The sequence below is a fragment of the Chitinophaga sp. LS1 genome, assembly GCF_034274695.1.
Classification (GTDB): Bacteria; Bacteroidota; Bacteroidia; order Chitinophagales; family Chitinophagaceae; genus Chitinophaga.
The window spans coordinates 4,244,950-4,271,776 of the sequence record NZ_CP128362.1 but is presented as its reverse complement, the minus strand read 5'-3'; the positions used below and the strand labels follow the sequence as shown (position 1 = coordinate 4,271,776).

At 42.9% G+C, this 26,827-nt stretch carries 21 protein-coding genes; 16 read left to right on the top strand and 5 right to left on the bottom strand.

What is annotated here, in order from left to right; genetic code table 11:
* Window positions 1–149: 149 nt before the first annotated feature.
* Together QQL36_RS17700 and QQL36_RS17695 are read right to left on the bottom strand one after the other, a co-directional pair.
* Window positions 150–2,762, bottom strand: a complete 2,613-nt coding sequence (locus QQL36_RS17700) for a glycoside hydrolase family 3 C-terminal domain-containing protein (protein ID WP_321570477.1) — start codon at window positions 2,760–2,762, stop codon at window positions 150–152.
* A 300-nt stretch (window positions 2,763–3,062) separates the two neighbouring features.
* Window positions 3,063–3,311 carry a hypothetical protein gene (locus QQL36_RS17695; RefSeq protein ID WP_321570476.1) on the bottom strand — a complete coding sequence of 83 codons (249 nt, stop codon included), beginning with the start codon at window positions 3,309–3,311 and terminating at the stop codon, window positions 3,063–3,065.
* Window positions 3,312–3,805: 494 nt separating this feature from the next.
* On the opposite strand from QQL36_RS17695, the gene QQL36_RS17690 reads away from it, so the two are divergent.
* Entirely contained in the window at window positions 3,806–6,184 is a 2,379-nt protein-coding gene (locus QQL36_RS17690; RefSeq protein ID WP_321570475.1) for an ABC transporter permease, read from the top strand.
* A 537-nt stretch (window positions 6,185–6,721) separates the two neighbouring features.
* Here QQL36_RS17690 and QQL36_RS17685 read toward each other — a convergent pair.
* A complete protein-coding gene (locus QQL36_RS17685; protein ID WP_321570474.1) occupies window positions 6,722–7,318 on the bottom strand; it encodes a Crp/Fnr family transcriptional regulator in 597 nt (198 codons plus the stop codon).
* 141 nt (window positions 7,319–7,459) lie between these two features.
* Here QQL36_RS17685 and QQL36_RS17680 point away from each other — a divergent pair, with 141 nt between their 5' ends.
* Window positions 7,460–7,612 carry a hypothetical protein gene (locus QQL36_RS17680; RefSeq protein ID WP_179091220.1) on the top strand — a complete coding sequence of 51 codons (153 nt, stop codon included), beginning with the start codon at window positions 7,460–7,462 and terminating at the stop codon, window positions 7,610–7,612.
* Between the two features lie 95 nt (window positions 7,613–7,707).
* On the opposite strand, the gene QQL36_RS17675 is transcribed toward QQL36_RS17680, so the two are convergent.
* Window positions 7,708–8,067 (bottom strand): glyoxalase, encoded by a 360-nt coding sequence (locus QQL36_RS17675; protein ID WP_083725964.1) that lies wholly within the window; start codon window positions 8,065–8,067, stop codon window positions 7,708–7,710.
* Window positions 8,068–9,119: 1,052 nt separating this feature from the next.
* Window positions 9,120–9,395 carry a hypothetical protein gene (locus QQL36_RS17670; RefSeq protein ID WP_321570473.1) on the bottom strand — a complete coding sequence of 92 codons (276 nt, stop codon included), beginning with the start codon at window positions 9,393–9,395 and terminating at the stop codon, window positions 9,120–9,122.
* A gap of 488 nt (window positions 9,396–9,883) precedes the next feature.
* On the opposite strand from QQL36_RS17670, the gene QQL36_RS17665 reads away from it, so the two are divergent.
* From QQL36_RS17665 to QQL36_RS17600, 14 genes are all read left to right on the top strand, one after another.
* Window positions 9,884–10,378 carry a hypothetical protein gene (locus QQL36_RS17665; RefSeq protein WP_083725887.1) on the top strand — a complete coding sequence of 165 codons (495 nt, stop codon included), beginning with the start codon at window positions 9,884–9,886 and terminating at the stop codon, window positions 10,376–10,378.
* Between the two features lie 38 nt (window positions 10,379–10,416).
* Window positions 10,417–10,968 carry a flavoprotein gene (locus QQL36_RS17660; RefSeq protein WP_321570472.1) on the top strand — a complete coding sequence of 184 codons (552 nt, stop codon included), beginning with the start codon at window positions 10,417–10,419 and terminating at the stop codon, window positions 10,966–10,968.
* Window positions 10,969–10,980: 12 nt separating this feature from the next.
* Window positions 10,981–11,568: a hypothetical protein gene (locus QQL36_RS17655; protein ID WP_083725883.1), complete on the top strand. Its 588-nt coding sequence runs from the start codon at window positions 10,981–10,983 to the stop codon at window positions 11,566–11,568.
* A 10-nt stretch (window positions 11,569–11,578) separates the two neighbouring features.
* A complete protein-coding gene (locus QQL36_RS17650; protein WP_083725881.1) occupies window positions 11,579–11,875 on the top strand; it encodes an SCP2 sterol-binding domain-containing protein in 297 nt (98 codons plus the stop codon).
* Between the two features lie 9 nt (window positions 11,876–11,884).
* Window positions 11,885–12,883: a DUF1028 domain-containing protein gene (locus QQL36_RS17645; RefSeq protein ID WP_321570471.1), complete on the top strand. Its 999-nt coding sequence runs from the start codon at window positions 11,885–11,887 to the stop codon at window positions 12,881–12,883.
* Window positions 12,880–13,815, top strand: coding sequence for a DUF1702 family protein (locus QQL36_RS17640; RefSeq protein ID WP_321570470.1), 936 nt, complete (start codon window positions 12,880–12,882; stop codon window positions 13,813–13,815). The genes QQL36_RS17645 and QQL36_RS17640 overlap by 4 nt, the downstream gene beginning before the upstream one ends.
* A gap of 1 nt (window position 13,816) precedes the next feature.
* Window positions 13,817–15,658 carry an FG-GAP repeat domain-containing protein gene (locus tag QQL36_RS17635; RefSeq protein WP_083725875.1) on the top strand — a complete coding sequence of 614 codons (1,842 nt, stop codon included), beginning with the start codon at window positions 13,817–13,819 and terminating at the stop codon, window positions 15,656–15,658.
* A 5-nt stretch (window positions 15,659–15,663) separates the two neighbouring features.
* Complete coding sequence (locus QQL36_RS17630; RefSeq protein ID WP_179091218.1) at window positions 15,664–16,581, top strand: enediyne biosynthesis protein UnbU; 918 nt, start codon at window positions 15,664–15,666, stop codon at window positions 16,579–16,581.
* The gene (locus tag QQL36_RS17625) at window positions 16,571–22,006 is read left to right on the top strand and encodes an SDR family NAD(P)-dependent oxidoreductase (protein ID WP_321570469.1); all 5,436 of its coding nucleotides are present in this window, start codon (window positions 16,571–16,573) and stop codon (window positions 22,004–22,006) included. Before QQL36_RS17630 ends, QQL36_RS17625 begins: the two co-directional genes overlap by 11 nt.
* Complete coding sequence (locus QQL36_RS17620; RefSeq protein ID WP_321570468.1) at window positions 21,993–22,409, top strand: acyl-CoA thioesterase; 417 nt, start codon at window positions 21,993–21,995, stop codon at window positions 22,407–22,409. Before QQL36_RS17625 ends, QQL36_RS17620 begins: the two co-directional genes overlap by 14 nt.
* Before the next feature lie 11 nt (window positions 22,410–22,420).
* Entirely contained in the window at window positions 22,421–24,808 is a 2,388-nt protein-coding gene (locus QQL36_RS17615) for a TonB-dependent receptor (protein WP_321570467.1), read from the top strand.
* A gap of 87 nt (window positions 24,809–24,895) precedes the next feature.
* Window positions 24,896–25,270 (top strand): nuclear transport factor 2 family protein, encoded by a 375-nt coding sequence (locus tag QQL36_RS17610; protein ID WP_220388807.1) that lies wholly within the window; start codon window positions 24,896–24,898, stop codon window positions 25,268–25,270.
* An 82-nt stretch (window positions 25,271–25,352) separates the two neighbouring features.
* The gene (locus QQL36_RS17605; RefSeq protein ID WP_083725865.1) at window positions 25,353–26,111 is read left to right on the top strand and encodes an ABC transporter permease; all 759 of its coding nucleotides are present in this window, start codon (window positions 25,353–25,355) and stop codon (window positions 26,109–26,111) included.
* Window positions 26,098–26,817 (top strand): ABC transporter ATP-binding protein, encoded by a 720-nt coding sequence (locus QQL36_RS17600; RefSeq protein WP_083725863.1) that lies wholly within the window; start codon window positions 26,098–26,100, stop codon window positions 26,815–26,817. Before QQL36_RS17605 ends, QQL36_RS17600 begins: the two co-directional genes overlap by 14 nt.
* Window positions 26,818–26,827: the final 10 nt, after the last annotated feature.

Below are 26,827 nucleotides of genomic sequence, written 5' to 3'. Positions count from 1 at the left end.
GATGCATTTACCATTACCACTGGCATAATTTATTAATAATCAATGTAATTTGGTTCGAAAACTTACCGCTACTGGGCACAAAAAATGCGGGGCTGACCCAAAAAGCCCTTTTTGACTTTTTGGGTCAGCCCCATTTTAAATTTTTCAACCTACCGGACCATCACCGTATGCAATAACACCTTATTCATACCTCCATGCGCCTGCCCCGGTTGTCCTCCTCCTATACTGATCACTGTTTTTCCTCCAGGTTGATATCGTATTCCATTGTCATCAACCAGAGAAAGATCTTCTGTCGTTAATGTAAATGATACTTTTTTACTTTCACCATGTTTCAACGATATGCGCTGAAAACCTTTTAATGCCCTTACAGGTGCATTTGCCACCCCGGGGTGACTTACATAGAGCTGTACCACCTCATCCCCATCAAATTGCCCTGTATTAGTCAACAATACACTGATACTGACCGGCGTCCCTTTGCGGACACTTTCTGCCACCTTTAGCTCACTATAAGAGAAATGAGTGTAGCTTAATCCATACCCAAATGGATATAAAGGCTTCCCCCTGAAATAGCGGTAAGTCCTGTTCTGCATAGAATAGTCTGTGAAAGAACGCAGATCTTTATCTGATGCATAGAACGTCACCGGCAGGCGTCCCGAAGGATTATAATCACCAAAAAGTACATCCGCAATAGCAGTACCTGCCCGCTGCCCTCCATACCAGGCGTTGATAATGGCAGGTAGCTTCACCTCCTCTTCAGGAATAGCAATAGCGCTGCCGGTCATCATCACAAAAACGACCGGTTTACCGGTTTGCTGTAAGGCTTTCAGCAGCGCTGTCTGTACCTTGGGCAACATAATGGAAGTGCGGTCACCACCGTCAAACCCCGGCACACTTACAGGCATCTCTTCTCCTTCCAGTTGCGGTGAGATACCGCCGGCAAAAATGATGGCATCTATATCCTTCAGCCTTCCTGCCAAAGCAGCAAAGTCAGTTTTTACCCTGTCGCCGGCTTTTACCCGGATAAAGGCATTGCCCTCATTCTGATGAAATTCAACCACGATTTTGTAGCTGCTGTCTTTCCTGGCAGATAATACAAAGGGTCTTGCACCCCAGCGGTTCTTTGTCCAGGCATCAACGATCAAAGAGTCATTGATAAACAGGCGATAGCCGTCATCTCCATCTATCTCAAAATTCATTATCTCCGTTGCTGCTGCTTTCAGAAAGGTGGTATACCTGGCTGAATAATGGATGGTCTTCAGGTTAGGTGCAGGTGTCTGTCCTTCCGCCCAGTAATGGTCAATATCCTTTTCGATGAGGGTCTGCAGGGGTGTACCCTCCAGCCGCTCATTGTCAAAATACGCTGCCTGCACCCCAGGACTCCCTTTAAAGGATAGCATAGCGGTAATATCCCGGTAATTCAGCAGGGTATCGTTAGTATGATTGATCGCCTTTTCGTAGATAAGTGTTACGTCCGGACCCAGCTTTTCCCTGATCCCTTCCACAACGGTCACTACCCGGGAGGGGGTTCCGTTATAGTTGCCAAGAACTGCTATTTTATTATCAGCATTGGGCCCTATCACCGCTATCTTTTTTATCTTTTTACTAAGCGGTAGTATGCCTTCCGAGTTTTTCAGCAGAACAATGGATTCCCTGGCCATTTTCAGGGCATGGGCATCATGCTCCGGGCTTTCCAGTACTGAATCGGGCGTTTGTGCATACCTAACCTGTGATACAGGGTCGAACAAACCCAGCCGGTACCGTATGGTGAATAATCTACTGAGAGAAGTATCCAGCTGAGCTTCGCTGATCAACCCGGTTTTTACTGCATTGATCAGCGAATAGTAGACCGAGGTGCCGCACTCAATATCTGTTGAATGAATGAGGGCATCTGCTGCTGCTGCCGTAGCATCCTTATGGGTCTTATGGTATTTGAAAAAATCATCCAGTGCCCAGCAATCGCTGGTTACATAACCGGTGAACTTCCATTGCCTTCGCAGAATGTTGGTCATCAGCAGATCATTTCCACAGCAAGGCTGACCATCTACGGCATTGTATGCGCACATTACGCCGGCAACACCCGCATTCACAACCAGTTCATGAAAAGCAGGCAGGTAAGTATCCCAGAGATCATGCAGCGAAGGATGAATATCATCGGAATGCCGGCTGGGTTCCGGACCGCTGTGTACAGCAAAATGTTTGGCGCAGGCAGCAGCCTTCAGGTATATGGGATCATCGCCCTGCAGTCCGCGTACAAATGCAGCTCCCAGTTTAGCGGTCAGGTAGGGGTCCTCTCCGTAGGTCTCCTGTCCCCTGCCCCAACGGGGATCACGAAATATATTGATATTGGGTGTCCAGTAGGTTAACCCCATATACCGTTCATTGTTCTTTCCCTCAGCCGTAGCCCTGTTATAAATGGCCCTGCCCTCGGTGGCCGAATAATCTGCCATCAGGAACAAAGCAGCAGTATCCCAGGTGGCAGCCATGGCAATGGCCTGCGGATAAGAAGTAACGTGATAAGGAGTACGGGCAACGCCATGAAGCGTTTCATTCCACCAGTCATAGGCTGGTATACCGAGATGGGTGATAGCAGGAGCCGCATTGACCATCTGCCCCACCTTTTCTTCCAGCGTCAACCGGTGAACCAGATCATTGACACGTTGCTCCACAGGCAGCGTGTAATCCCACATAGGAAAACTCTTATACTGCTGGCCCAGGGAAGATCCGGCAACAAATAATCCAATAAATACGATTAGTTTTTTCATAACATGAGGGTGGTCTTTAATGGAAAATAAGTAAAATTGTCAATCAGACAGTCATTAAACTTATTCCAAATAACCCAATTAACAAACTTATTTATGTTAACCCGGTTAAGCATTTCAGCTGCATGCACAGATCGGCAGGCAATTTTCTGCAAAGAAAAAGTATTCAGCGAATGAAAAAGTTCAAAAATGACCGCTGTTTATTTTTAGAAGTAGGTGACTATTCTCTTACAGACTACCCGAAAATAAAAAGCCACCCTAAAAAATTTAAGGCGGTAGTTGTATCAATTATTGGTTATTGGGTTACTTTGATGAAATTCTCCTATCCCCCCTGCCATTGATCGGATCCATCAACAGCGCCAATTGACCTGTACACAGGATATTGATCGTGTTGGTTACAATTACATTACCTATTGTGGCAGTTACTTTATTGCCGTTCAGAACCCAGGTTCCGTTAGTAGTAATAGTAGCACCAGATTTCCTGGTCCATGTACCATTGGTAGAATACTCTTCTGCTACAGCGGATGTCTTGAAACTTAACAACTGAATCATGCGGGAATGGGATTAAGACAATTTTTTCATTATCAATAATAATTGGTTCGAGAACTTACCGCTACTGGGCACCTAAGGCTCTGTAATCGATGATTAAGGAGCCTTTTTTAGTTTGTTCTTATCAATAAATCACAGGTTTTAACGCATTCTACCACTATTATTGACAAGTAGCATGACAAGCAGAAATTGTTGCAAATCCATTTGATAATTCTGCCTTTATCTCATTAAACGCTTCCGCTGAAAATTTTTCTATCTCAGGCTGTGTTCTTTAAGCTTCTCTTCCTTTCCGTTATGATGATCACATTAACCCGGTTTAAATCTTATCTTCAGACCGTGTTCAGAATCGGACGATTTCGAATTGAAAATGAACAAGCCGGCTTTTATGACACCATTATACTTAGTTGTAAATCAATCATATAATTATCTGGCATTGTCTTGGCCTATAGTTTCCCCAAATCCTGCTTGTTACATTTCAACGAATGAATTGATATATCATGGTTAGAAATTTTTTCAAACTCATTTACCGGAATCTTCTGCGTAATAAAGGCTTTTCTGCAATTAACATTATAGGCCTTGCAATTGGCATGGCTGCTGCAATACTCATTATGCTGTGGATACAAAACGAAGAAAGCTATGATGAGTTTCATGAGCATAAAGACAGGATATACGAGGTGTGGAATCGCGTACCAATTGAAGGTAAGATCACCTGCTGGAATTCCGTAGCCTCATTGACGGGCCCTGCCCTTGAAAAAGATGTACCTGAAGTAGCGCACGCAGTAAGAGTAAAGATGAATGGTAATTCCCTTTTTTCAGTTGATGATAAAAAAATAATGAAGTCGGGAGCTACCGTTGATACTGGTTTTCTCCAGGTGTTCAGCTTTCCGATGCTGAAAGGCAATCCTTCTACGGCATTGAATGATGTGCATTCCATAGTGCTCACTGAAAAAACAGCTAAAAGTTTATTCGGCCATGAAGAGGCTATGGGGAAAATTATTAAAATTGAGAATAAAGAGAATTTCACAGTTACGGGTATTCTAAAAGATTTGCCTGACAATACAAGGTTTAATTTTGAATACTTACTGCCCTGGTCATCTTTAAATTACGGAGAGGGACAGGAATTAGGCTGGAACGATAACAGCACCCGTACTTATGTATTGCTAAATCCAAATTCTAACTTTAATGCTGTCGCTACTAAAATAAAAGAATTAAAACAGCATTACAATAGCGAAGCCAAGATGATGAAATGGGAAATGTTTATTTATCCCCTTACCCGCTGGCGCTTACATTCAAGCTTCACTAATGGTGTGGAAGACAACGGAGGGCGTAGTACATTCGTCAGAATATTTGGCATCATCGCGGGTCTGATATTATTGATTGCATGCATCAATTTTATGAACCTGAGTACCGCACAAAGTGAAAAGCGGGCAAAGGAAGTAGGGATACGAAAAGTAGTGGGTGCGGGAAAAACCACTCTCATAACCCAGTTTATCGGAGAATCTGTTTTTATCACTTTTCTGGCAGGCATTACAGCTATCATTATTGTTCAGATAAGCTTACCCAGCTACAACCAGCTTACGGAGAAAAAACTATTCATAAACTTTGGTAATATCTATACATGGATTGCATTTATCGGGTTTATCTTATTCACCGGTTTACTGGCCGGCAGTTATCCCGCATTTTTTTTATCATCTTTCCAACCCGTTAAGGTATTGAAAGGTACGTTTAAAAAAGTAAATGCATTCATCACACCAAGAAAAACGCTGGTTGTATTGCAGTTCACCTGTGCCATCATTCTTATTATTTGTACTATTATCGTAAAACAACAGATAGACTATGCTAGTCAGCGGGCAACCGGGTATAATAAAGACAATCTTGTTTATCATTTCATGACGGGAGATATACCTAAGAACTATACATTGATAAAAAATGAATTGATTCAATCAGGTATTGCGAAGTCAGTTACAAAAACAAATTCTCCCCTTACTGAAAGGTGGAGTAATGGATGGGGACAGGACTGGGAAGGAAAAGACCCAAATGACAAGACATCTTTCGATCGGTACTTATCTGATGAAGGATTGGGGGTTACAGCAGGCCTGCAATTTATACAAGGCCGTGATTTCGATTTGGAGAAATTCCCCTCCGATTCAACAGGGTTGATCATAAACGAATCATCGTTGAAAGTAATGAAGTTCAAAGACCCTCTTGGTAAAGTAGTAAGTGACCTTGGCATTGACTGGCATATTGTAGGGATTATTAAAGATTTTATTCTTACCAGCCCTTATGAGCGAACAAGACCCATATTGATATGTGGTGCTAAGAGTCGCTTTATGACCTTCAATGTGATGCAGATAAAACTAAATGGGAATAACGCAACTACTGAAAATATAAAAAAGGCAGCTGCTATTTTCAATAAATATAACCCAGACTATCCATTTGAGTATAAGTTCGTGGATGAAGCATATGCGCAGAAGTTCGATAATGAACGGCGCCAGGGGATTTTAGCCGCTTTATTTTCAGGACTTACCATTTTTATTTCCTGCCTTGGCTTATTTGGCCTTGCTACATATATGGCAGAAAACAGGATAAAAGAAGTTTGTGTGCGGAAAGTGCTAGGCGCATCTGTAACCAGCATTACGGCTTTACTATCCAAAGATTTTGTAAAGCTGGTCATTATTTCATTTTTAATAGCAGCGCCATTATCATATTGGAGTATGTATAAATGGTTACAGGATTATGAATATCGTGTTAGTATTCATTGGTGGGTATTCGCGCTTGCGTGTTTATTGTCAGTCACAATTGCAATATTAACGGTCAGCTACCAGGCTATTAAAGCGGCATTAGTGAACCCTGTGACAAACCTGAGAAAAGAATAGCCTTAAGACAAAGGCCATTTCCGGGGAATGAAGTCTTTGGTTGTTTTGTCATAGACGGCGATGACTCTTTCTATATCGGGCATTGTTGATGATTTATGCCGCAAAGACAAGGATCATTTCAGGAAATAAATATCCATATATAAGGACATGCCGGGATCTACCTGACGTCAATATTTTATCCTGTGCATCTTAACCAGTCACAATAACAGGTCGCGGGGATGAATGATCGAAACCAGGGTGTCCCCAGTTTGCCGGCAGAAACAATGAGCTAAATACGCAGAATTTAAATACAAGTTTATAGGAAATGAGGAATATTCAGTACGAATAGCTGATACAATTTATTAATTATCAAACACACCTGGTTAGAAAACTTACCGCTACTGGGCACACTAGTGGAAAGGTCGGAGAATTCTCCGACCTTTCTTTTTTTCTCTTCTTCTGAGCTTATCAACTCTAATATTACATTCGGTTCTGTGGTTCGAAGTTTGTTTTCTGAGAAAAATGACCAACCGAGACACTTAAAACAGCATGTTTGTATTACGGGTGTAAAGTTTTGGGCTGTTGGTTACGAATACGGCTAAGTGTTTCTTTAGTCATCCCTAAGTAGGAGGCAATGATATGTTGTGGAAATCGTTGCAGGAATTCTGGATATTTCTGAACTAGTTCATCATATCGATATTCTGCGGTATTATTGATTGCAGAATTTAATCTGCACTGCATTGCCATGTGATGGGCATCGTCCAGTTTTTTCCGCATTTCACAAAATGCAGGAATAGCATTTACTTTATCATACCACCCATCTAGTTTAGGTAGCATTAGCACTTGGGTTTCTTCCCAGGCATCTATGTTGTATATAGAAGGCGATTGTTTGTGGTAGCTTTCTCTGTCGGACATCCACCAATTTTCTATACCCAAATTCAGTACACGTTCATTTCCTTTATCGTCGACAGTGTATTGGCGGACCGCCCCTTTTACGATAAACGAAATGTATTTGCATATTTCGCCTTCCTGTAATAAGAACTGCCTTTTCTTAAACTGCTTAGGTACAAATGCCTTTCGGATTAACTGTTTATCCACATCTGAAAGAGGTGTAGACGATTGTTTGATTAAATAGTTAAGAAGTGCTGTAACCATTTTACAAATCTAAAAAATATTGCCAAATTAACGAGGCCCTCCATATAGGTATCCGTTGATATACGTCAACCTCATCCACATGCAGGTTTTTAGGCAGTTTTACTACTAATTGATGGTGAAATTAAGGAAATGCCTGAATCCATGAAAAAGGGTGATTTTCAAATTATGCCCGTGGATAGCGATACACTCCATACAGAAGCATTTATTGGGCCTGCCAAAGAGCGTTTTTTTCTTCAAATGTGGTTTAATATACGTAAAGAAAGTCGGTGGGCTATTGGTGAACAAACTACTTAATAAAAAATCATGTATTCACGAAGCGGGTGCTTCAATTAAATGAAACACCCGCTTCGGATTTATAGATTCGCCACTTAATAATCGATAATCCAGACCTAATGGTCCGCAGGCGTCAAAAAAGCATATAAATGTTTCACTTTTTCATCCTCGATAAGAAAAAAGTCCATACTATTTAACATTCCTTTACTGGTTTGAATGTGGCCGAAAAGCCTTGCACTGTTTTGAAGTGATTCAATAGGTTTGGCTGCGGAAAAATTATAAGCAGGATCTTCAGCTATAAGCTTTCCAATAAAATCCGATACTGCTTTTAAACTGTCGAGAATTAATTCATTATCATACATTTTAATATCATCTGAATAGATCTTTTTAAGCAGCTCATCCCGTCTTGCCCTATCTTTTTCATTCCAGGCAGCCACATGTATTTCTTCCAGTTCGCTAAATACTTTACTTGCCATTTTAGTTTGTTTTTTTGGATAATCGGCTCCATTACTGGAGATAACATCAATAATCAAATTTACTTCCTTTCCTTATTAATAAAGTTGATATACATCAACAAACACTCCAAAAAAAACTGATCAGTTTCTCTTACCTGGAACTTGCTAAAACAAAAGCCCTGCATAAATGCAAGTTTTTTTTTCTAAGTCAGGATCACAGGAGTCGAATAACTGTTTCTTTCTAGCTTTTCCTTAATTTTAGCTACCACAGAGAGAATGATTAGGGATATCCGCATTAAGCGAATAGCACAACTCCGGCCGATTTTATTACTACTTTATTCTCATGCAATCAAAGGTTCCAAATGAGTATATTTGAAAAACAACAGACATTCAATGGGAGACGTTAGGCTCTCCTGTGTTCCCGTACTACCCCTGTCTGCCTTTGATATGTTCTTAGCCCCCGGTCGAATCGCCCCTAATCGTCAATAACGCAGGTTTGATGTTGCTTAAGCATTTCGAACAACTAAAGCTTCAACATTCAGGACAGTTTCGAGTCTCAATAGCATACCGTCAGCAGTCGCTGTCTACACTTCGCGCCATCATCTATAATGACTACGCAAAACTCGCTTCCAGTAGTTGACTAGACCTTGTCGGGCAGAATTGATTACCTGCCGGATAATTTCAAGGTGTTTCATTTATAAATCCCACCTCAAGGATTTTGCATAGCGCAATCGATAACTTACCGCTGATGAGCACTTTACAACCTTTTAAATCATTGATTTACAGTAATTTTCGTTTCTCAAAAAAACCGCTTCCCACCTTATTTACTAATCATTCTGACACCAAAGACACACCATTTGACCGGAATACGACCTGCGACAACTCCTGCTACAATTGTATCATCCCCTATCAACCCACCATTAATTATAGTATACACAGAAATCATAATCACCAACGGTATTCTTTCCATACACATCTTCTTTTAGCTTTCCCAAATAATAAGTATCTGTACTGAAAGCAAGTTCATTCAACACTCCACAAAGTCCTTTTTATTCAGTAAAAATTCTTCAAAATTATAGTAATACCGGCATTAGCTTATTTATTACAAACTGATCAAACGAGGTAGCTGTATATGCCTCGGGAGTACGTGGAGTAGCATAAGCGCCATTGGGATCACCCAAGGCCTTAAATAGATCTATTAGTTCGTTTTGTATTGTTTCTCCAATTCCCCAATTGTTTAAACGGAATTTGATTTCCTCAAAGGACTCCTGTCTGTAACGTACAGGTTTATCTGTTAAAGAAGATAATCGAAGTGCAACATCGCTAAGCGTTATATTTTCAGGTCCCATCAGGTTGAGTTTGCCCCCTTTCCCCTTTGAATTGAATTATCAAAAATTGATCATTATTCATCAAAGAGGATATAATTGAGCATGAGTACTTAAGGTAGCCCAACGTAAAATTTCATTTCCTGCTTTGGGCAGATTTGGGGGAAATAATCCCGGATTATGTCAAGTATTGTCTACTATACACCATATAGGTGGAAACCTCTAATTGGCACTTATGAAATAACTTCATCCTGTATCTACTCAGAAAAAATATTAGTTGTTCTAACTTGTTTTATTAAAAATAAAAAATTAACTTAGGTATATTCTTTAAGGATTTACCAAGTTGCCCGGATATATTCAACCTATAGCTACATTTACAACCCATAGCGAACTAACTTAATAATTACCTATATGTACCCTAATTCATGTAACCATTGAATTACGTGCTGTAAAGTAGATCCCATCTCCTTTCGGTTATTACTCCTTTTTGTTTACACTTTAAATCAACTTGTATGTCGACATCTTCAAATGAAGTAATGTTCCCTTCCGCAAACACTTTTCTTATCAACTCCAATCCAATTTTCCTGATTACACGTAAAGGGGAACGTGAAATTCTCGTTTTTGATGCTAAAATGGAAGTAAAAACATCTGACCCTAAAAAAAATGATGGCGGCAACCGCCATGTGGGCGTGGATGTTAAGTACTGGGAAGCAAAAGCTACCAGCAAATTATTAGGTTGTGATATCGGATTCAGAATCACAGACCTGGGCGACAATAGTAAAGTTACTGCCCTTCAGTTAAACAAAGACTTCCCTTCTAAGCTCGAATTCAACATGGAATACGAGGTAATGGTAAATGGTGAAGTAATCAAATCCGGCCTCAGTGGCTCTGCTGAAGGTCAGATCAACAGCTTCCCGCCAAAGCCTAATGATATGTTCCGTGTAGCCGGAAAAAGCATGACACTGGGAGAAGACACTACTGTTGATGTAGTTGCCTGCGCCTGTTAATGTAGTCCAAATTCATTCTTACAGGTAAATCAGAATTTTTGAAGACCATTTTAGTCTGCATTACCGGGGCTGTCGCTGCGGTTGTAATGCCTTCTTATGTCCTGCAGATAAGGAAAGAATTGAATGCACGCGTCTTCATCATGGTATCAGATAATGCTACAAAGTTTGTCACTCCATATGCATTAAAAATACATTCAGGTAATGAAGTATTTACCAACACTTACGATGTAAGTGTTGATACCATCGTGCCTCATATCAAACTTACACAGGAAGCTGATCTCATCATGATAATGCCTGCTACTGCTAACATCATAGCAAAAGCTGCCAATGGTATTTGTGATGACCTCATATCTACTACCATCGTAGCTGCCAAGGCCCCGGTAATTTTTGTTCCCTCGATGAACGAAAACATGTGGTATGCCAACACTGTTCAGCGCAACCTCAAAGTGCTGCAGAACGATGGACACTACATCATGGAACCCCGTCGGGGAATAGAGATTGAAGGAATGAAAGAAACGTTTGGCGTCATGCCATTATTAAAAGACGTGATCTCCGTTATCAATCATGTATTGAGTATGTCTAATCCTTAAAATCTTAAACAAATGAAAAGAAGAGATTTTGGTAAAAACATGGCCATCTTCCTTGCTGGTGCCCCATTAGTACCTGGCGCATTCTCCTTCCCCAAAAAGGAAAAAATGAAAGTTACCATAGGCGAATCCCAGGAGACATTCCCTACGACTGCCGCCTATTACACCAATACAAATCCAACTTTTGCCATCACTAAGAATGGACACACAGAAGTACTGGTGTTAGATGGCACGCTCCACTTCACAACTAAAAACCCCGGAAAAAAACGTGATGGCCTCCGCTATATTGACATCGCACTCGATAGCTGGAACGGTAGCGCATACAGCAATTTACTAGGTAAAGAAGTTCGTTTTGAAGTAACCAATAACCTCAAAAGTGGCGTAAAATCCCACTACCTCAACCAGGACTTCCCTTCTACAATGGAAATGAATTTCGAGTATAATATTTATTTCGATGGTGAGTTAGCCATCAAAGATGCATCTGCCAGGGCCTGCTCACAACTGGAAACATTCTCTGCCACAAGCGCTAACCTGTACCAGATAGAAAGTAATAACCTGGTTACAAAAAATAATAACATCGAAATCATCTTTTGCGCAGCATAAAATAAATTTAATGGAATTAACTGAAATCTTCGACCAGATGAGAGTTCAGGTAGAAGATATGGATCCCATTCAAGCTAAAATGAAGCTTGTAATGGGAGAACATATCTTCCTTATTGACGGTACAGGGGAAAAAAATATTATTAGCCAGGATGATGTTGAGGCAAACTGTGTCGTTAAAACGGATCTGAACACCTTTTATAAAATGAAAAGCGGAAAGCTCAATCCCATACTGGCATTGATGGAGGGGAAAATCAACATTGACGGGAGTATGGGACTGGCCTTTAAAATGAAATCCTTACTTGCTTGATTAATTCCTATGCTGAAATACAGATTCCATGTGTTGTTCATCTGTATGTACCTGCTCATACATCCTCAATGGATGCATGGACAATACATTAATGAAGAACCTTTTGCGCATACATTCTCGATTGTAGCATTTGATCCGGAAACAGGAGATATGGGTATAGCTGTTCAGTCCCATTGGTTCTCAGTAGGTACTACTGTAGCATGGGGTGAAGCCGGGGCCGGGATTATCGCTACACAGGCTGTGGTGAATATTGGCTTTGGGCCTAATGGCATGGCCTTGCTGAAAAAGGGTATATCGCCAGACAGTGTATTGCACAAACTGTTGCAGGCAGATCCTGCCAGAGATATAAGACAGTTGGCTATTCTCGATACCAATGGCAATATCGCTGTCAGTACAGGTAAAATGTGCGTAGCGGAAGCCGGTCATCAGCAGGGTAGGTTTTACTCCGTTCAGGCAAATACCGCTGAAAGTAAAGACGTGTGGAAAATGATGGCTGCTGCTTATGAACAAACGGATGGTCCGCTGGCCGCTAGAATGATCGCTGCTTTGGAGGCCGCTCAAGCCGCCGGTGGTGATATCCGGGGAAAGCAATCAGCCTGCCTGCTCGTTGTAAGAAAGAAGCCTACCGGAAAAATATGGTTAGACCGTAAAGTTGATATCAGGGTGGAAGATAACCCCGATCCCATCAAAGAACTGAAAAGGATCTATATCATTAAAACTGCCTACGATGCTGTGAATTTGGGATACTACTACCTGGAAAAAAACGATCCCGACGCTGCTGATGAAGCCTTTAATAAGGCTGAAAAATTAAATCCCGGCAATAGCGAGATGAAGTTCTGGTATGCTGTAGAACTGGCTAATAAAGGCATGGATGATCGTGCCCTCGATGTGTTTAAAACGGTGTTCCGCCAGGATCCTGTCTGGAAAATTAAAATGCTGCCCCGTATTGTAAACGCAGGCGTGCTGAATGTACCATCTGAGCTGTTAAAAAGAATTGAAAAACTATGATCTACAACCTGTTCAAGGTATCCTACAAAGAAGCCTCCCTGAAAAAGAGAGGATTTTTTGTAAAGGATGCCCATGCTGCCAGCTTACTGGAAAATATAGGTATTGCTTTCCTGGATGGATACCATCATTGCCTGGATATTGATGACCAGGCCGTGTTATGCCGATCGCTGGACCAGAAGACAAACCTGTTCAGAGGTTTTTCCTATGAAGGTGCTGCTATGGGCATGGCTGTGAAAGATGCTTTTAAAGCCAAACAGAACAAGTGCATTCCTGATTTTCTCAGTGGTAAAGGCAACCATCATATATATATGCTGCATGTTGGTATAGGATGGGCTTATGCCAGACTGCCTTTTCATGTAGAAAACATATTATCCCGTTATGATCCCCTCTTAAGATGGCTGATCATCGATGGATATGGATTCCACGAAGCCTATTTTAAAACTGAAAAAATAATCCGGCAGCAAATATTGCCTAAACTCTCCCAGGCTGCCACACATGTTTTTTATCAGGGTGTAGGACGTGCCCTTTGGTTCACCTGCGGTACAGAGGTAGATAACGTGGCAAAAACGCTCTATGCATTCCCTGCCCTTTATCATGCCGATCTGTGGGCTGGTGTTGGACTGGCTGCTGTATATGCCGGCGGTGCTCAACCAGCCGAATTACAGCGCTTAAAAGAGCATACGGGCTCCCATCTGCCTTTCCTTTTACAGGGTGTAGCATTTGCTGCCAAAGCCAGGGAAAGGGCTGAAACGGTCACCGCAGATACTAATAACACCATTACCGCTATCACTGGTTATAGCCTGTCCTCTGTAGCAGAAATAACTGACCGGGCACTGCTGAAAGTGGATGCGCAACAGGATGCTTTTACGCAATACTACTCCTGGAGAAAAATGATCGCTGAAGAATTATACTCAAAGACCCTAATCGCTTAATATGATTAACAATTACCTGATCAAAGCACTGGCCGTCATCGTCGTTTGTGTATGTTTCATTTTTGCCAGAAAAGCACAGCTTACACCAGCAGAAAGAACAACGCTGGCCGCTGATTTCTCCTTTTCGAGAATGGACCTGCCTGTGACGGAAGGAACGCCGAAATTAATCCGGGATGTACACCCGCAATATAAAGATATAGCCGCATGGATCTCTTCTGTAGGTGCTGCGGTGACGATTGCTGATCTCGACAATGATGGTCGCAGTGATGATATCATCCACGTAGACCCCCGGTTTGATGCGGTGCTCATCTCTTCTATCAAAAAACGGGAGCCACCTGTAAGACTGGATGTAAAGCTCCTGCCTTATGACTCAGCTACAATGGCCCCAATGGGCTCCCTCACTTATGATTTCAATGCTGATGGCAAAACCGATATACTCGTCTATTACTGGGGCAGAACGCCTGTTATTTTCTACGCTGACAACATTGGCTTCAAAGAGACGGAACTGGTGACAAGCGGTGAAAGATGGTTCTCCAATGCAGCTACACTCGCTGATTTTGACGGCGATGGCAAAGTGGATATCCTCATCACCAACTACTTCCCTGATGGCTCCCGTGTACTGGACAATGTAGCACCTGACCAGGACCAGACCATGCAGCATTCCATGTCAAGAGCAGCAAATGGCGGGAAAAATCACTTCTTCCTGTGTAAAGGTGTTGAACTGCAAAACGCTGTCTTTACTGAAGATAAAACATGGTCTGATGGTATTAAAAACCCGGAAGACTGGACACTGGCTGTTGCTGCTGTTGACCTTAATGGTGACATGCTGCCCGAATTATACCTGGCCAATGACTTTGGTCCGGATAAATTCCTGCTGAACCAGTCTGTTCCCGGCCGGTTAAAATTTAAGCTACTGTATGGTGAACGTAAACTGACTACTACTGCTTCCAGCGTTTTAGGCAAGGACTCATATAAAGGAATGGGCGCCGGCATCGGCGATATCAACAGCGATGGCTTACTGGATATCTATGTCAGCAATATTGCCGCTGAATATGCACTGGAGGAATCGCATTTTGCTTTCATCAACACTGGTGAGATAGACAAATTCAACAAAGGCATTGCGCCCTTCGTGAACCAAAGTGAAGAACTGGGTTTATCAAGAAGTTCCTGGGGATGGGATTCGAAATTGGGAGATTTCAACAATGATGGTGTCAACGAAGCCATTCAGGCAACCGGTTTTATGAAAGGTACTGCCGATCGCTGGCCGGAGCTGCAGGAGCTCGCTTTGGGTAATGATGATCTGCTGGCCTACCCGGCTTCATGGCCCAATTTCAAGCTGGGAGATGACCTGTCCGGGCATTATCACCATCCTTTTTTTGTCAGGTCCGCATCCGGTCAATTCTATGATCTCGCTGCTGAACTGGGTATGGATGATACACAGATATCCCGTGGCATCTCAGTGGGTGACCTGGATTATGATGGAGACCTGGACTTTGTAGTCGCCAACCAATGGGAGACTTCCTATTACTACCAGAACAACTACAAAGGTAAGAATGGTTTTATCGGCTTAAGGGTTTTGCTACCGGTAAATGATTCCTGTTTAAGACCCGCCATTGGCGCCATTGTCCGTTTATATGAAGGCACCCAGTTAAAGCAAACCAGCTTTGTCGATGGTGGCAATGGCCATTCAGGCAGAAACACAACTGATATCTTCTTTGGCCTGAAGAATGCCACCACACAGCATATGCATCTCGAAATACAATACCTGGATAATAGTGGAAAAAGCCAACAGCAGGTATTTGCCGCTAAAGAAGGCTGGAATACGATCACCCTATCAAACTAATCTACATGGACAAAGTGTATAACCCGCTTCCCGCGTTAAGAAGATTTGCACTAGCTATCACTGTACTCAATATTGCCGGACATTTCTTCCTTGGTTTTGAACAATCATGGGCATATCCGCTGGCAGCATTAGCTACTACCTATTCACTGGAATTGTTGTATGAATACCTTTTTGCAACCGCTAATCATAAGCCCCCCCGTTTTAGCGGTAGCTGGAAAAATCTTGTCAACTTCCTGTTGCCAGCACATATTACAGGGATGGCTACTTCTATGTTGCTATTTGCCAACAGCGATTTATCACCAATAGTATTTGCATCTGCAGCAGCTATTAGTTCAAAAGTGATTTTCAGGATCATCATCAATGGCAAATCAAGACATTTCCTTAATCCTTCCAATACAGGCATTGCACTGACATTGATCCTGTTTTCATGGGTCGGCATTTCACCCCCATATATGTTCACGGAAAATGTGACTGGCTGGGGAGATTGGATCATTCCTGCTATTCTGGTGACAGCTGGAACATTCCTGAATTTCAAATTCACCGGCAGAATACCACTGATCCTTGCCTGGCTCACTGGCTTTGTGGCACAGGCCGTGCTAAGAAGCATCTTCTTTGATGTATCACTGACAGCTGCTTTACTACCTTGTACTGGTGTGGCGTTTCTGTTATTCACATTTTATATGATCTCTGATCCTGCCACTACCCCTTCCGGTATTACCGAACAAATGCTGTATGCATTTTCTGTAGCCATGGTGTATGGTGTGCTGATGATTTTCCATGTGGTATTCGGGTTGTTCTTTGCGTTGTTTATTGTGTGTATCCTGAGAGGCATACTGCTCAGTATTCCAAAGGTAGGCGCCGCTAAATACGCATTATCGCCACGGTTAAATATTTCTTCAAGCGGGTTAACATATGAAAAATGAAATAGCGATTATCGGAATGGCCTGTAAATATCCTGATGCCAATAGCTACCAGGAGTTTTGGGAAAATATCCTGGCGCAGCGAAGAGCCTTCCGGAAAATTCCGGATGTGAGATTGAACGCCGCGTATTTTTCAGATAAGGATGATGATAAAATACGTACTGTTATGGCAGCCGTATTGAGTAATTATGCCTTTGACAGGAAGAAATATAATATATCAGGAGAAGTGTTCCGGGGCACAGACCTTACCCATTGGCTGGCCCTGGATGTAGCTTCTGAAGCTATGGAGGATGCGGGTTTATTGAAAAATAACCAGCTCCCGAAAGATCAGGTAGGCGTGTATGTAGGGAATACGCTGACAGGGGAATTTTCCAGAGCGAATACAATGCGTTTACGCTGGCCTTATGTACAGCGAAAGCTCATGGCCAACCTGCATAAGCTGGATCTGAACCCGGATATGCTGGCGACCTTTATGCAGGATATGGAGGCAGATTATAAGTCTGCTTTCCCCAGAATGTTCGAAGATTCGCTGGCGGGTGGTTTATCCAATACCATCGCGGGGAGAATATGTAATTACTACGATTTCCACGGTGGTGGTTATACAGTCGATGGAGCCTGCAGCTCTTCTTTGCTGGCGGTGATAGATGCCTGCCGGCATATTGCCGCAGGAGATAATGAAGTCTGTATTGCAGGAGGCGTAGACCTGAGCCTGGATCCTTTTGAGCTGGTAGGTTTTTCAAGAGCTGGTGCTCTTGCCTCGAAGGAGATGCTGATCTATGATAAAGATGCCAATGGCTTCTGGCCGGGTGAAGGATGTGGTTTTGTGGTCCTTTCCACGCTGTCTTTTGCGATTTCCAATAATTTAAAGGTCCATGGTCTTATCAAAGGATATGGAATTTCTTCTGATGGACAGGGAGGGCTGACACGCCCTTCTGTCAATGGTCAGACGCTGGCCATGGAAAGAGCGTACGCCAAGGCAGGTTATCAGCCGGATAAAGTCGCTTATTTTGAAGGACATGGTACGGGTACGCCAGTAGGTGACCAGGTTGAATTACAGACCCTGCTTGGCAAAATTAGAAATACAACTGCCGCGCATTATATCGGTTCTGTAAAAGGGAATATAGGACATACAAAAGCTGCTGCAGGTATTGCCGGGTTTATTAAAATCATTAATGTCGTTAAAAACCGGATCATCCCCCCGGTGACCGGTTGCCGGAATAAAAATAACTTATTGGATGGAACAGCCCTGAACCTTCCATTTAAAGCCATCCCTTATGCGGAGAAGGAAGCGATGAGAGCAAGTGTGAGTGCAATGGGGTTTGGTGGTATCAATACACATATCACTATAGAAGAATATCAGCCCACAATGCCGGTTAGTGTAGCAATCCCTGCTGCCCCGGACACCGAGCTATTCCTGCTTGCAGCCGCCACTCCGGAGTTACTGCTGGCGCAACTGGATATGGTCAACACCTATGCAGGGGCATTGTCTTTTGCAGAACTGGGTGACCTGAGTACGCACCTGATGAAACAATTACAACCTGCTTCATTCAGAGCAGCGGTAGTAGCTGCTTCGCCGGCAGAACTCTCAATGAAACTCGGGAAATTGATACACCTGATAACGCAGGGGCATGATTTTATAGAAAATAAAGGATTTTACTACAATGCAGGCACCACTAAATCCCGTATCGGGTTTTTATTCCCCGGTCAGGGAAGTAAACGATTTGCTACAGCAGGACGCTTTAAGCAAATAGGTATTCCTGAAAGTTATCCTGCCGGCAAGGAAAACAGTCAGCAGCTGGATATGATCCAGGCTGGCATTGTCGGTACATCGATGATTGGATTACGCATCCTGGAACAATTAGGTGTGCAGGCGGAAGTGGGCATAGGTCATAGCCTGGGCGAAATATCAGCATTGCACTGGAGTGGTTATCTGCGTGAAGAACAAGCTATACAGCTGGCCCAAAAACGGGGAGAGATCATGCACGATACCCCAGGTATTGACGGCTTGATGCTCATAGTTCCACTACCTGCTGACCGCATAACAGTGAAGAATGTGGAAATTGCAGCTGTTAATTCACCTACACAAACAGTCTTATCAGGTACTGCTGATAATATCAATGCCTGTAAAGCCTACCTGCTCTCACAAAAGGTTCCTTCGATGTTATTACCTGTCCGTTATGCATTTCACAACAGCAGGATGAAAAAGGTCGAAGATCGCTTACGTGAAGTGGTCAGCGAACTGTCCATACAAAAGCCTTCCCGGAAGATGATCTCTACTGTCAGCTCGTCAGATGATGTGAAAGAAAACCTGATACGACAGCTGAGCAATCCTGTTTTATTTATGCCTGCTTTTCAACAGGCTGATGATTTGGTGGATCTATGGGTGGAGGTAGGAGGAGATAAAACGCTTACACCAATTGCCAGAGATCTTACGAAGAAACCAGTGGCTGCCATTACGATGGATGGTCAAACCACACAGGGATTGTGTGAAACTGCAGGCCTGATCTGGACTGCCGGTACAGATATACAGCTTGATATCTTCATCAAAGACCGGCCAGTTAAGCAATTTGACATCAACTGGCAGGCCAGGTTCATAGCCAATCCCTGTGAGGACGATACTTCCATCACTGTCGGTAATATGCCAGTAGAAGCGCCTCAACAGGATACCGGACTACTGGCATCTTTCAGCGCATTGATCGCACAAAAGCTGGAATTACCAGTAGCAGAGATTGATATCAATGCCCGCTTTCTGGATGACCTCCATTTGAATTCCTTACAGGTTGGCCAATTGATTGCGGGATTTGCTTCCAGCCAGAAAATTGTCATGCAAGGCATTCCAACCGAATATGCCAATGCCAGTATTGCGGAAGTGGTAGCTGTATTGTCTGTCTCCCAAATGAATGATGCACCGCAAACAGATCAGTTGCCGGGCATTGAGCCATGGGTACATTTCTTTCATACATCATATATCAACACACCGCTTAAAGTGGACTCCCAGCCTGGGGCTGATGGTATTTACCTAAATCTTATAGGTTGTTCACATAGCGATGTGTTGGACATGCTGCCAGGCGTTTTAACATCTCTGCAGGAGAAGGATCTACTGGTTATTATACAGGATCGGCCATTGGTAACCGGATTTGTCAAAAGCCTTTTCCTTGATAAAAAAGGACTACGCTGTGTCGTTATCAATACTGACGTTTTACCAGACGCAACTCTTATCAACAGTGAAGTAAATGCCAATAAAGGCTTTACGGAAGTAAAGTATATAGACGGTGTTCGCTATACACCTATGTTCTGCCCTGTATTTAATTATCCTTCCCGTGGCCAGGTGCCGCTCACAGAGAAGGATGTCATATTAGTCAGCGGTGGCGCAAAGGGTATTACAGCGGAATGCGCTTTATCATTAGCTACCAAATATGGTGTAAAGTTATTATTGATCGGTCGTGCAACCAATGACGATCGCCTTCGCCAAAGCCTGGAACGCTTTGATGCAGCGGGTATCACTTATGAATACCACAGTGTGGATATCTGTAACGAAAAAGCGATCAGTAAAGTGATACAGGCAGCTAGTGTGAGATTGGGCCCGGTCACAGGCGTTATACATGGCGCAGGCAGGAACATACCTACTCCATGGTTCAAATTAACTGCTAATGATTTGCATGCCACTGTTAATGTGAAGATAGATGGGTTCCGGAACCTGGTAAATAGTGACCTTAAATTACTGATCACTTTTGGATCGGTGATAGCAGAAAGTGGTATGAATGGTAATGCCGACTATGCACTGGCCAATGAATGGCTCAGAGAAGAAGTTGCTAATTATGCTTCTACTCATCCAGCATGTTTCTCTTTGAATGCAGAATGGTCTGTGTGGAGCGGTGCTGGTATGGGAGAACATCTGGGAGTGCTGGGAAACCTGATGCAACAAGGCATTCAACCAATCAGCCTGGAAAAGGGCGTCGATATATTTATGTCGTGGATGGAAAATTTCCCTTCCGGACATAACCTCATTATCTCCGGGCGTTACGGTAAAATGGAGACGCTGAAGACACCACCGCTTACGTTGCCCTTATATCGTTTTCTGGGACATGTGCGACTGTTATATCCCGGCATTGAACTAATAACTGAGTTTGAACTGTCTGCTATCAATGATTTGTACCTGAAAGACCACATGCTCAATGGGGGATATGTGTTTCCTGCTGTCATGGGCTTGGAATGTATGCGGCAGGTAGCTGCTGCTTTTTCCCCTGCAGAGAGCAATTATATCTTCCTTGATACAAGGTTCAGTTACCCGATCATATTGGAAGAAGGCGAGACACAGACCATCAGGGTGATCGCTTTACGCTTATCGCCAGATGTGATAAAAATTGTACTTAGAAGCAGCGCCACTGGTTACGGCAAAGATCATTTTGAAACATGTATCACTGTAAAACCGGCCGCGATCAAGCCATTTATTCTTTCTGACAGTAATATGCCGGATCTGAATGTCGCTGAAGACCTCTATGGTCAGTTGCTTTTCCACCGGGGCATTTTCCAGGTGATTGATCATTATGATGCTTTATCTCCATATCAATGCGGGGTAACCTTACAACCTCCTACCAACATCAACTACTTTGGCGAGTTTCTTTCCCCGGAAATACTCTCCACCTCTCCTGTAGCAAGAGATGCTGCTTTACATTGTATACAGGCCTGTGTACCTGATTACAGATTATTGCCAACAGGTGTGAGAAGAATATATACGGTAAGTACAAAAACTGTTCACCGCATCGAAGCAAAAGAAATATCAAAATCAGGCAATATATACACTTATGATCTATTGCTGCTGGATGAAGAGGGGCTGCCCGTGGAATATTGGGACCAGGTAACCTTCCAATCTTTCACAGCACAAAAAGATCCGGTACTTCCTTTGGTACTGATTGAAGTCATTGCCCAGCGCCGTATGGATGAAATCAGCGGTCAGCAGGATAGCACGGACTGGCGTCAACAGGACTACATTCTCCGGCGCTATGATGGGAAGCCCTCTCTCAAAAATAGCTTTGTTTCCAGGACCCACCTGCAAGACCTGACCCTGCAGTTACAAGCTGGTTATAAAATAGGTTGTGATCTTGAAAAAGTAACTTCTTTTAAAGAAACATTGCTGGGGAAAGAACGTTATGAACTGGCCCGGTTTGTCAGTACCCATACCGGAGAAGAGCTTTCCGTAGCCGGAACCCGCATCTGGGGGATCATGGAGAGCATTAAGAAGGCGGGTCTTAATCTGCTGGAAACAATCCTGTTTGAAAAAGAAGAATCATCTGCTATACATTATTACAAATGTGGCCAATCCTCCATCCTGTCTATCGCTTTCAAATTAAAGGAGGTGGATGGAAAAGCCGTATTCACAGCAGTATTAGGTGATATCCATAAAAACGTCTATCGTGAAAAGATTTGAATACTTACATACTGTCACCTTTGAAGAAACAAATGTAGTCGGGAACGTTTATTTTTCTAATTATGTCAAATGGCAGGGTACCTGCCGGGAACATTTTCTGCTGGAAAAAACACCACAGGTCCTACAGGATATGGAGAACGGGCTTGCACTTGTTACCATGGGCTGTAGCTGTAACTATGTGGGAGAATTACACGCGTTCGACAAGGTCCTGATCGCAATGTATCTCATCAGTATATCTCAAAATAAGCTAAAGCTAAAATTTGAATACTTCAGGGGAGAAAACATTGTCGCGCAGGGTACTCATGAAATAGGTTTCTTTACCAGAAAAGAAGAACGCTTACACCCGACACATATACCCGAATACATTGTATCAGAGCTGTCATTTTATACCCTTGCTGAATGAAAATTAGCACTATGAAAATCATATTTACCTGTTTACTATTAATAACTTTACAACAAGTCAGTGCCCAATCCATCCTGAGTGGGAAGGTGTCGGATGAAAGTGGCAGCCCCATTGAGCTGGCAACTATCACCCTGTTGAAAACAACGGATACCAGCTATGTTGCAGTGGCGGTGTCTGATATAAATGGTGCTTTTTCATTTAAGGATTTAAAAGAGAAAGACTATTTTATCCGTATCAGCCATCTCTCTTTTGAAAAAAAAGAAATGGCTGTCACACCCGGAGTAAACATCAATGTGCTATTGGGAAAAAGTTCTGCTCAATTATCTGAAGTTGCTCATCATGCACGCAAACCCCTGTTTGTAAAAGAAAAAGACCGGCTTATATTCAACGTGGAGAACGGCATTATCAGCTCATCCCAATCAGATTTAATTTCCTTGATCCGTAATTTGCCAGGCATATTTATAGACCATCAGCAGAACATCTTGTTAAATGGTCAGGAGAAAGTGCTGGTGACCGTCAATGACAGATCTGTATATATGAAAGGAGGTGACCTGATGCAGTACCTGAAGACAATTCCTGTCAATATTGTCAAAAGCATAGAGGTGATCGCACATCCTTCCGCTAAGTACGATGCTGAAGGGACGGCTGTCATCAATATCAGGACAAAAAGTAAGATCGCTACCGGTCTGGCAGGAAACCTGAGTGTAGGAACAGGGTCATCTTTGGGATATGATAAATATTATCCCAAACACAATGCTGGTATCAACCTTTCATTAGGACAGCAATTCTATTCATTGTATGCCAACTATAGCGTAAATTATAAGGAGTCGCTGGGTGACATTCATGAGAAGCTATCATTCTACCAGAACTCCTCACTGGAGCAAAATGTATTTTTTGAGAACATCCCGGATAAGGTACATAACTATTCAGCGGGCATAGATATAAAACCTACAGCCAGGCAATCCATTAGCCTCTTTTACAGTGGTAGTAATAACAGCAGAAAAGTCGATCAGGTCAATGCGATCCGGCTGAAAACCAATGATACAATTACCGACGTCAGCTCTACTGCTATCGAGCATTATAGTGCCGGGCAGAAAGCTGTGAATCTGGTATATCGCAATAGTATAGATTCTGCGAACACTATTACATTTAGTTCAGATTATCTGTCCAGTCACAAGAATAATCTGGGGGATTACTACAATGAATATACAAAAGGAAATAACTGGCAGGAGCTGGTACGTAATAATTCCTTTACGAATATCATGGTATGGGCCACCCAGCTGGATTATGCAGTGAATCTGAAAAAAGGGACAAAGTTAGATGCAGGACTTAAATACAGTCATGTGGCTACAAAGAACAATGTGGAATACAGTGACTATATCAACAATGAGTTTAAAATGGATAGCCTGAAATCAAATGCTTTCAGGTATAAGGAAAATCTTATAGCAGCTTATGTTGAAGTTAACACACATATCAAAAAACTGGAGATTAAGGCTGGTTTGAGATATGAGGATGACAAGGTAAATGGGAATTCAACGGTCAATCAGTTTCGTGTTTCGCGGGATATGTCCGGACTTTTCCCCAGTCTTTCTTTAAATTACCCGCTCAACAAAACCTGGGAAGTCGGGGCAGCTTATGCGAGAAGAATTGCCCGTCCTAATTATGTGGATATCAATCCTTTTGTGTACTATGTAAATCCTTACGTGGCATTGGAAGGAAATCCTTCGCTATTACCGGCATTTACCAACAAAATCACCGTGAATGCACAGTGGAAGCAAATGTACACAGCAGCCCTCACCGTATTCCGTACGACTAATTACTTTACTACCGCACAATTTCAAAATGTAGACACCAAAGAACAGAAGCTGAAACCGGCCAATATCGGAGACCTTACTAATATTGATTTGAATATTGCGGTACCATTAGATATTACAAAGTGGTGGGAAAGCTATTTTGATGTAAATTTAGCTTACCAGAAATTTGCTGAAACAGGAGCGAAAGTACTGGGTTATCCGGACAACTCACGTGTTACCCTTCAGTTGTTCACCCAACACTCTTTTGCTTTGCCCAAAGGAACATCACTGGAATTCAGTAATACATTAATAACACCATCCGTACAAGGACAGTTTAAGTTTTCAACAATCTGTTCATTTTCAGCCGGCGCCAAAAAGACACTACTGAAAGATAAGATTGAGCTAAAGCTGAGTGTGAGCGATTTCCTGAAAACCTTAAAGTATGTAGGAACGTTGCAGGGCGTCTACTGGAAATCCAATTACCAGGAGAAAGCAGACAACCGGCAACTGATACTGACGTTAAAATACAACTTCATCAACAAAGGTAAAGTAAAAGTGAAGAAGCCCGCATGGATCAGCAATGACGAAAAGACACGTATGAAATAAACCATCTGTTTAAATATGAAGAAAGTATCAGGATTGTTTTTTGTAATGTGGATATTCATTTCATGTAACAACCAAAAATCGACAACTATGAGTAACGACAATGAGGCCCTGGTAAAACAGTATTTCGAGCATTTTAATAACCACGACTGGAAAAAGATGGCTGAAATGTACACGCCCACAGCTGAATTCAAGGATCCCTCATTAGGAAGTGGATTAGTGAAACAGACCACCGCCCAGGTTATTGAAAAGTACAGTGGCTTGCAGCAGGCATTCCCGGATGTCAGGGATGAGATAGTAAAAATGTACCCATCAGGTGATCAGCATGTCATCGTAGAGTTTGTATCCAAAGGCACTGCCCCTGACAGTACCACTTTTGAATTACCTATCTGTACAATTTTTACATTCCAGGACGGCAAGATTTCAGGAGATTATACCTATTACGATAATTTCGGGGAAGAATAAATAGTATTTCCGCCTGACATCTACAGAAAAATGATCGCAGCAATGCGGTCCAGGTAACTATTACCCCAAAAATACGCGCAATATGATACATAAAAATTGGCTGGCACCGCTGGCTATCCTGTTTATCTTAGTCTGCTGGCAGGTGATTTCTTTATTAAAGATCTTCCCTGAATATGCATTCCCCTCTCCGCTGTCCGTGGTAAAAAGTTTCCAGGAGGAGCTCTCCACCGCTCGCTTATTGAATGATATTGTTGCTTCTTTATGGAGAGTTGCCATCGGATTTTTATCGTCAGCATGCCTGGCTATCCCTATCGGGCTGTGGTTGGGAAGGAACCGAAACTGGAATACGGCTATACTGCCGATACTCAATTTCTTCCGTTCCTTATCTCCACTGGCCTGGATACCTTTTGCGATATTATGGTTCCATATCGGTGACAAGCCAGCTATTTTCCTGATATTCCTGGCCACCTTTTTTCCGCTTACCTTATCAGTAATATCAGCTGTTGCTACGATCCCGGATATTTATTTCCGTGTGGCCAGAGATCATGACTATAACGGTACAGAACTGCTGTTTAAGGTCACGTTGCCGGCTATTATGCCGCAATTACTGACTTCTATGAGAATTTGCTATGGTATCAGCTGGGTGGTCATTGTAGCCGCAGAAATGGTCGGTTGTCAGGATGGATTGGGATATGGGATATGGGATGCCAGAAACGGCTTACGACTGGATACAGCCGTCTGTTATATGATTACGATCGGCACCATTGGTACGGGCATTGACAAATTATTCCAAAGATTTACAAAAGCTGATAATTTAAAATGGGGTTATGGTAAACAATGATCACGCACATATTATACTGGAGAATGTTTCCTTTACATACGGCAACATGAAAGTACTGGACAATATCACTATCGAGGTGAGGCGTGGGGAAAGGGTAGTGATTGTAGGCCCTTCCGGGTGTGGAAAAACGACTTTGCTCAACCTGTTAACGGGGTATCTGCAACCTGCCAGCGGTCGGGTAAAGGTTACTAGTTCCGTACGTACGGTCTTCCAACAGGGCGGTCTGTTTCCCTGGCTGACGGTGGCAGAAAACGTGGGTATTGGCCTGCGTCACATGAAAGATATTGTACGTCGGGATGCAGAAATCCAGGACCTGATCAATCTGGTCAATCTGAAAGGCTTTGAAAAATATTATCCCCATGAGTTGTCCGGCGGGATGAAGCAGCGGGTGGAACTTGCCAGGGTATTGGCGGGTACTTCAGATATCATTTTCATGGATGAACCTTTCTCTTCCCTGGATTATCTGTCCCGCATGGAAATCAGGAAGGAACTTATCCGATTATTGGATAAGCGACCCAAGACACTCGTCATGGTGACCCACGATATTGATGAGGCAGTGCAGATAGCTGACCGGATCATCATTTTGACAAGCCGCCCTACCAGTGTTTGTCATGAGATGTATGTAAAAGTAGCCCATCCAAGGCATAATACCCAGCCCGAGCTGCTGGAAGTAGCTGCCCATGTAATGGAGAAAATTCTTGTATAACCCCTGAAAT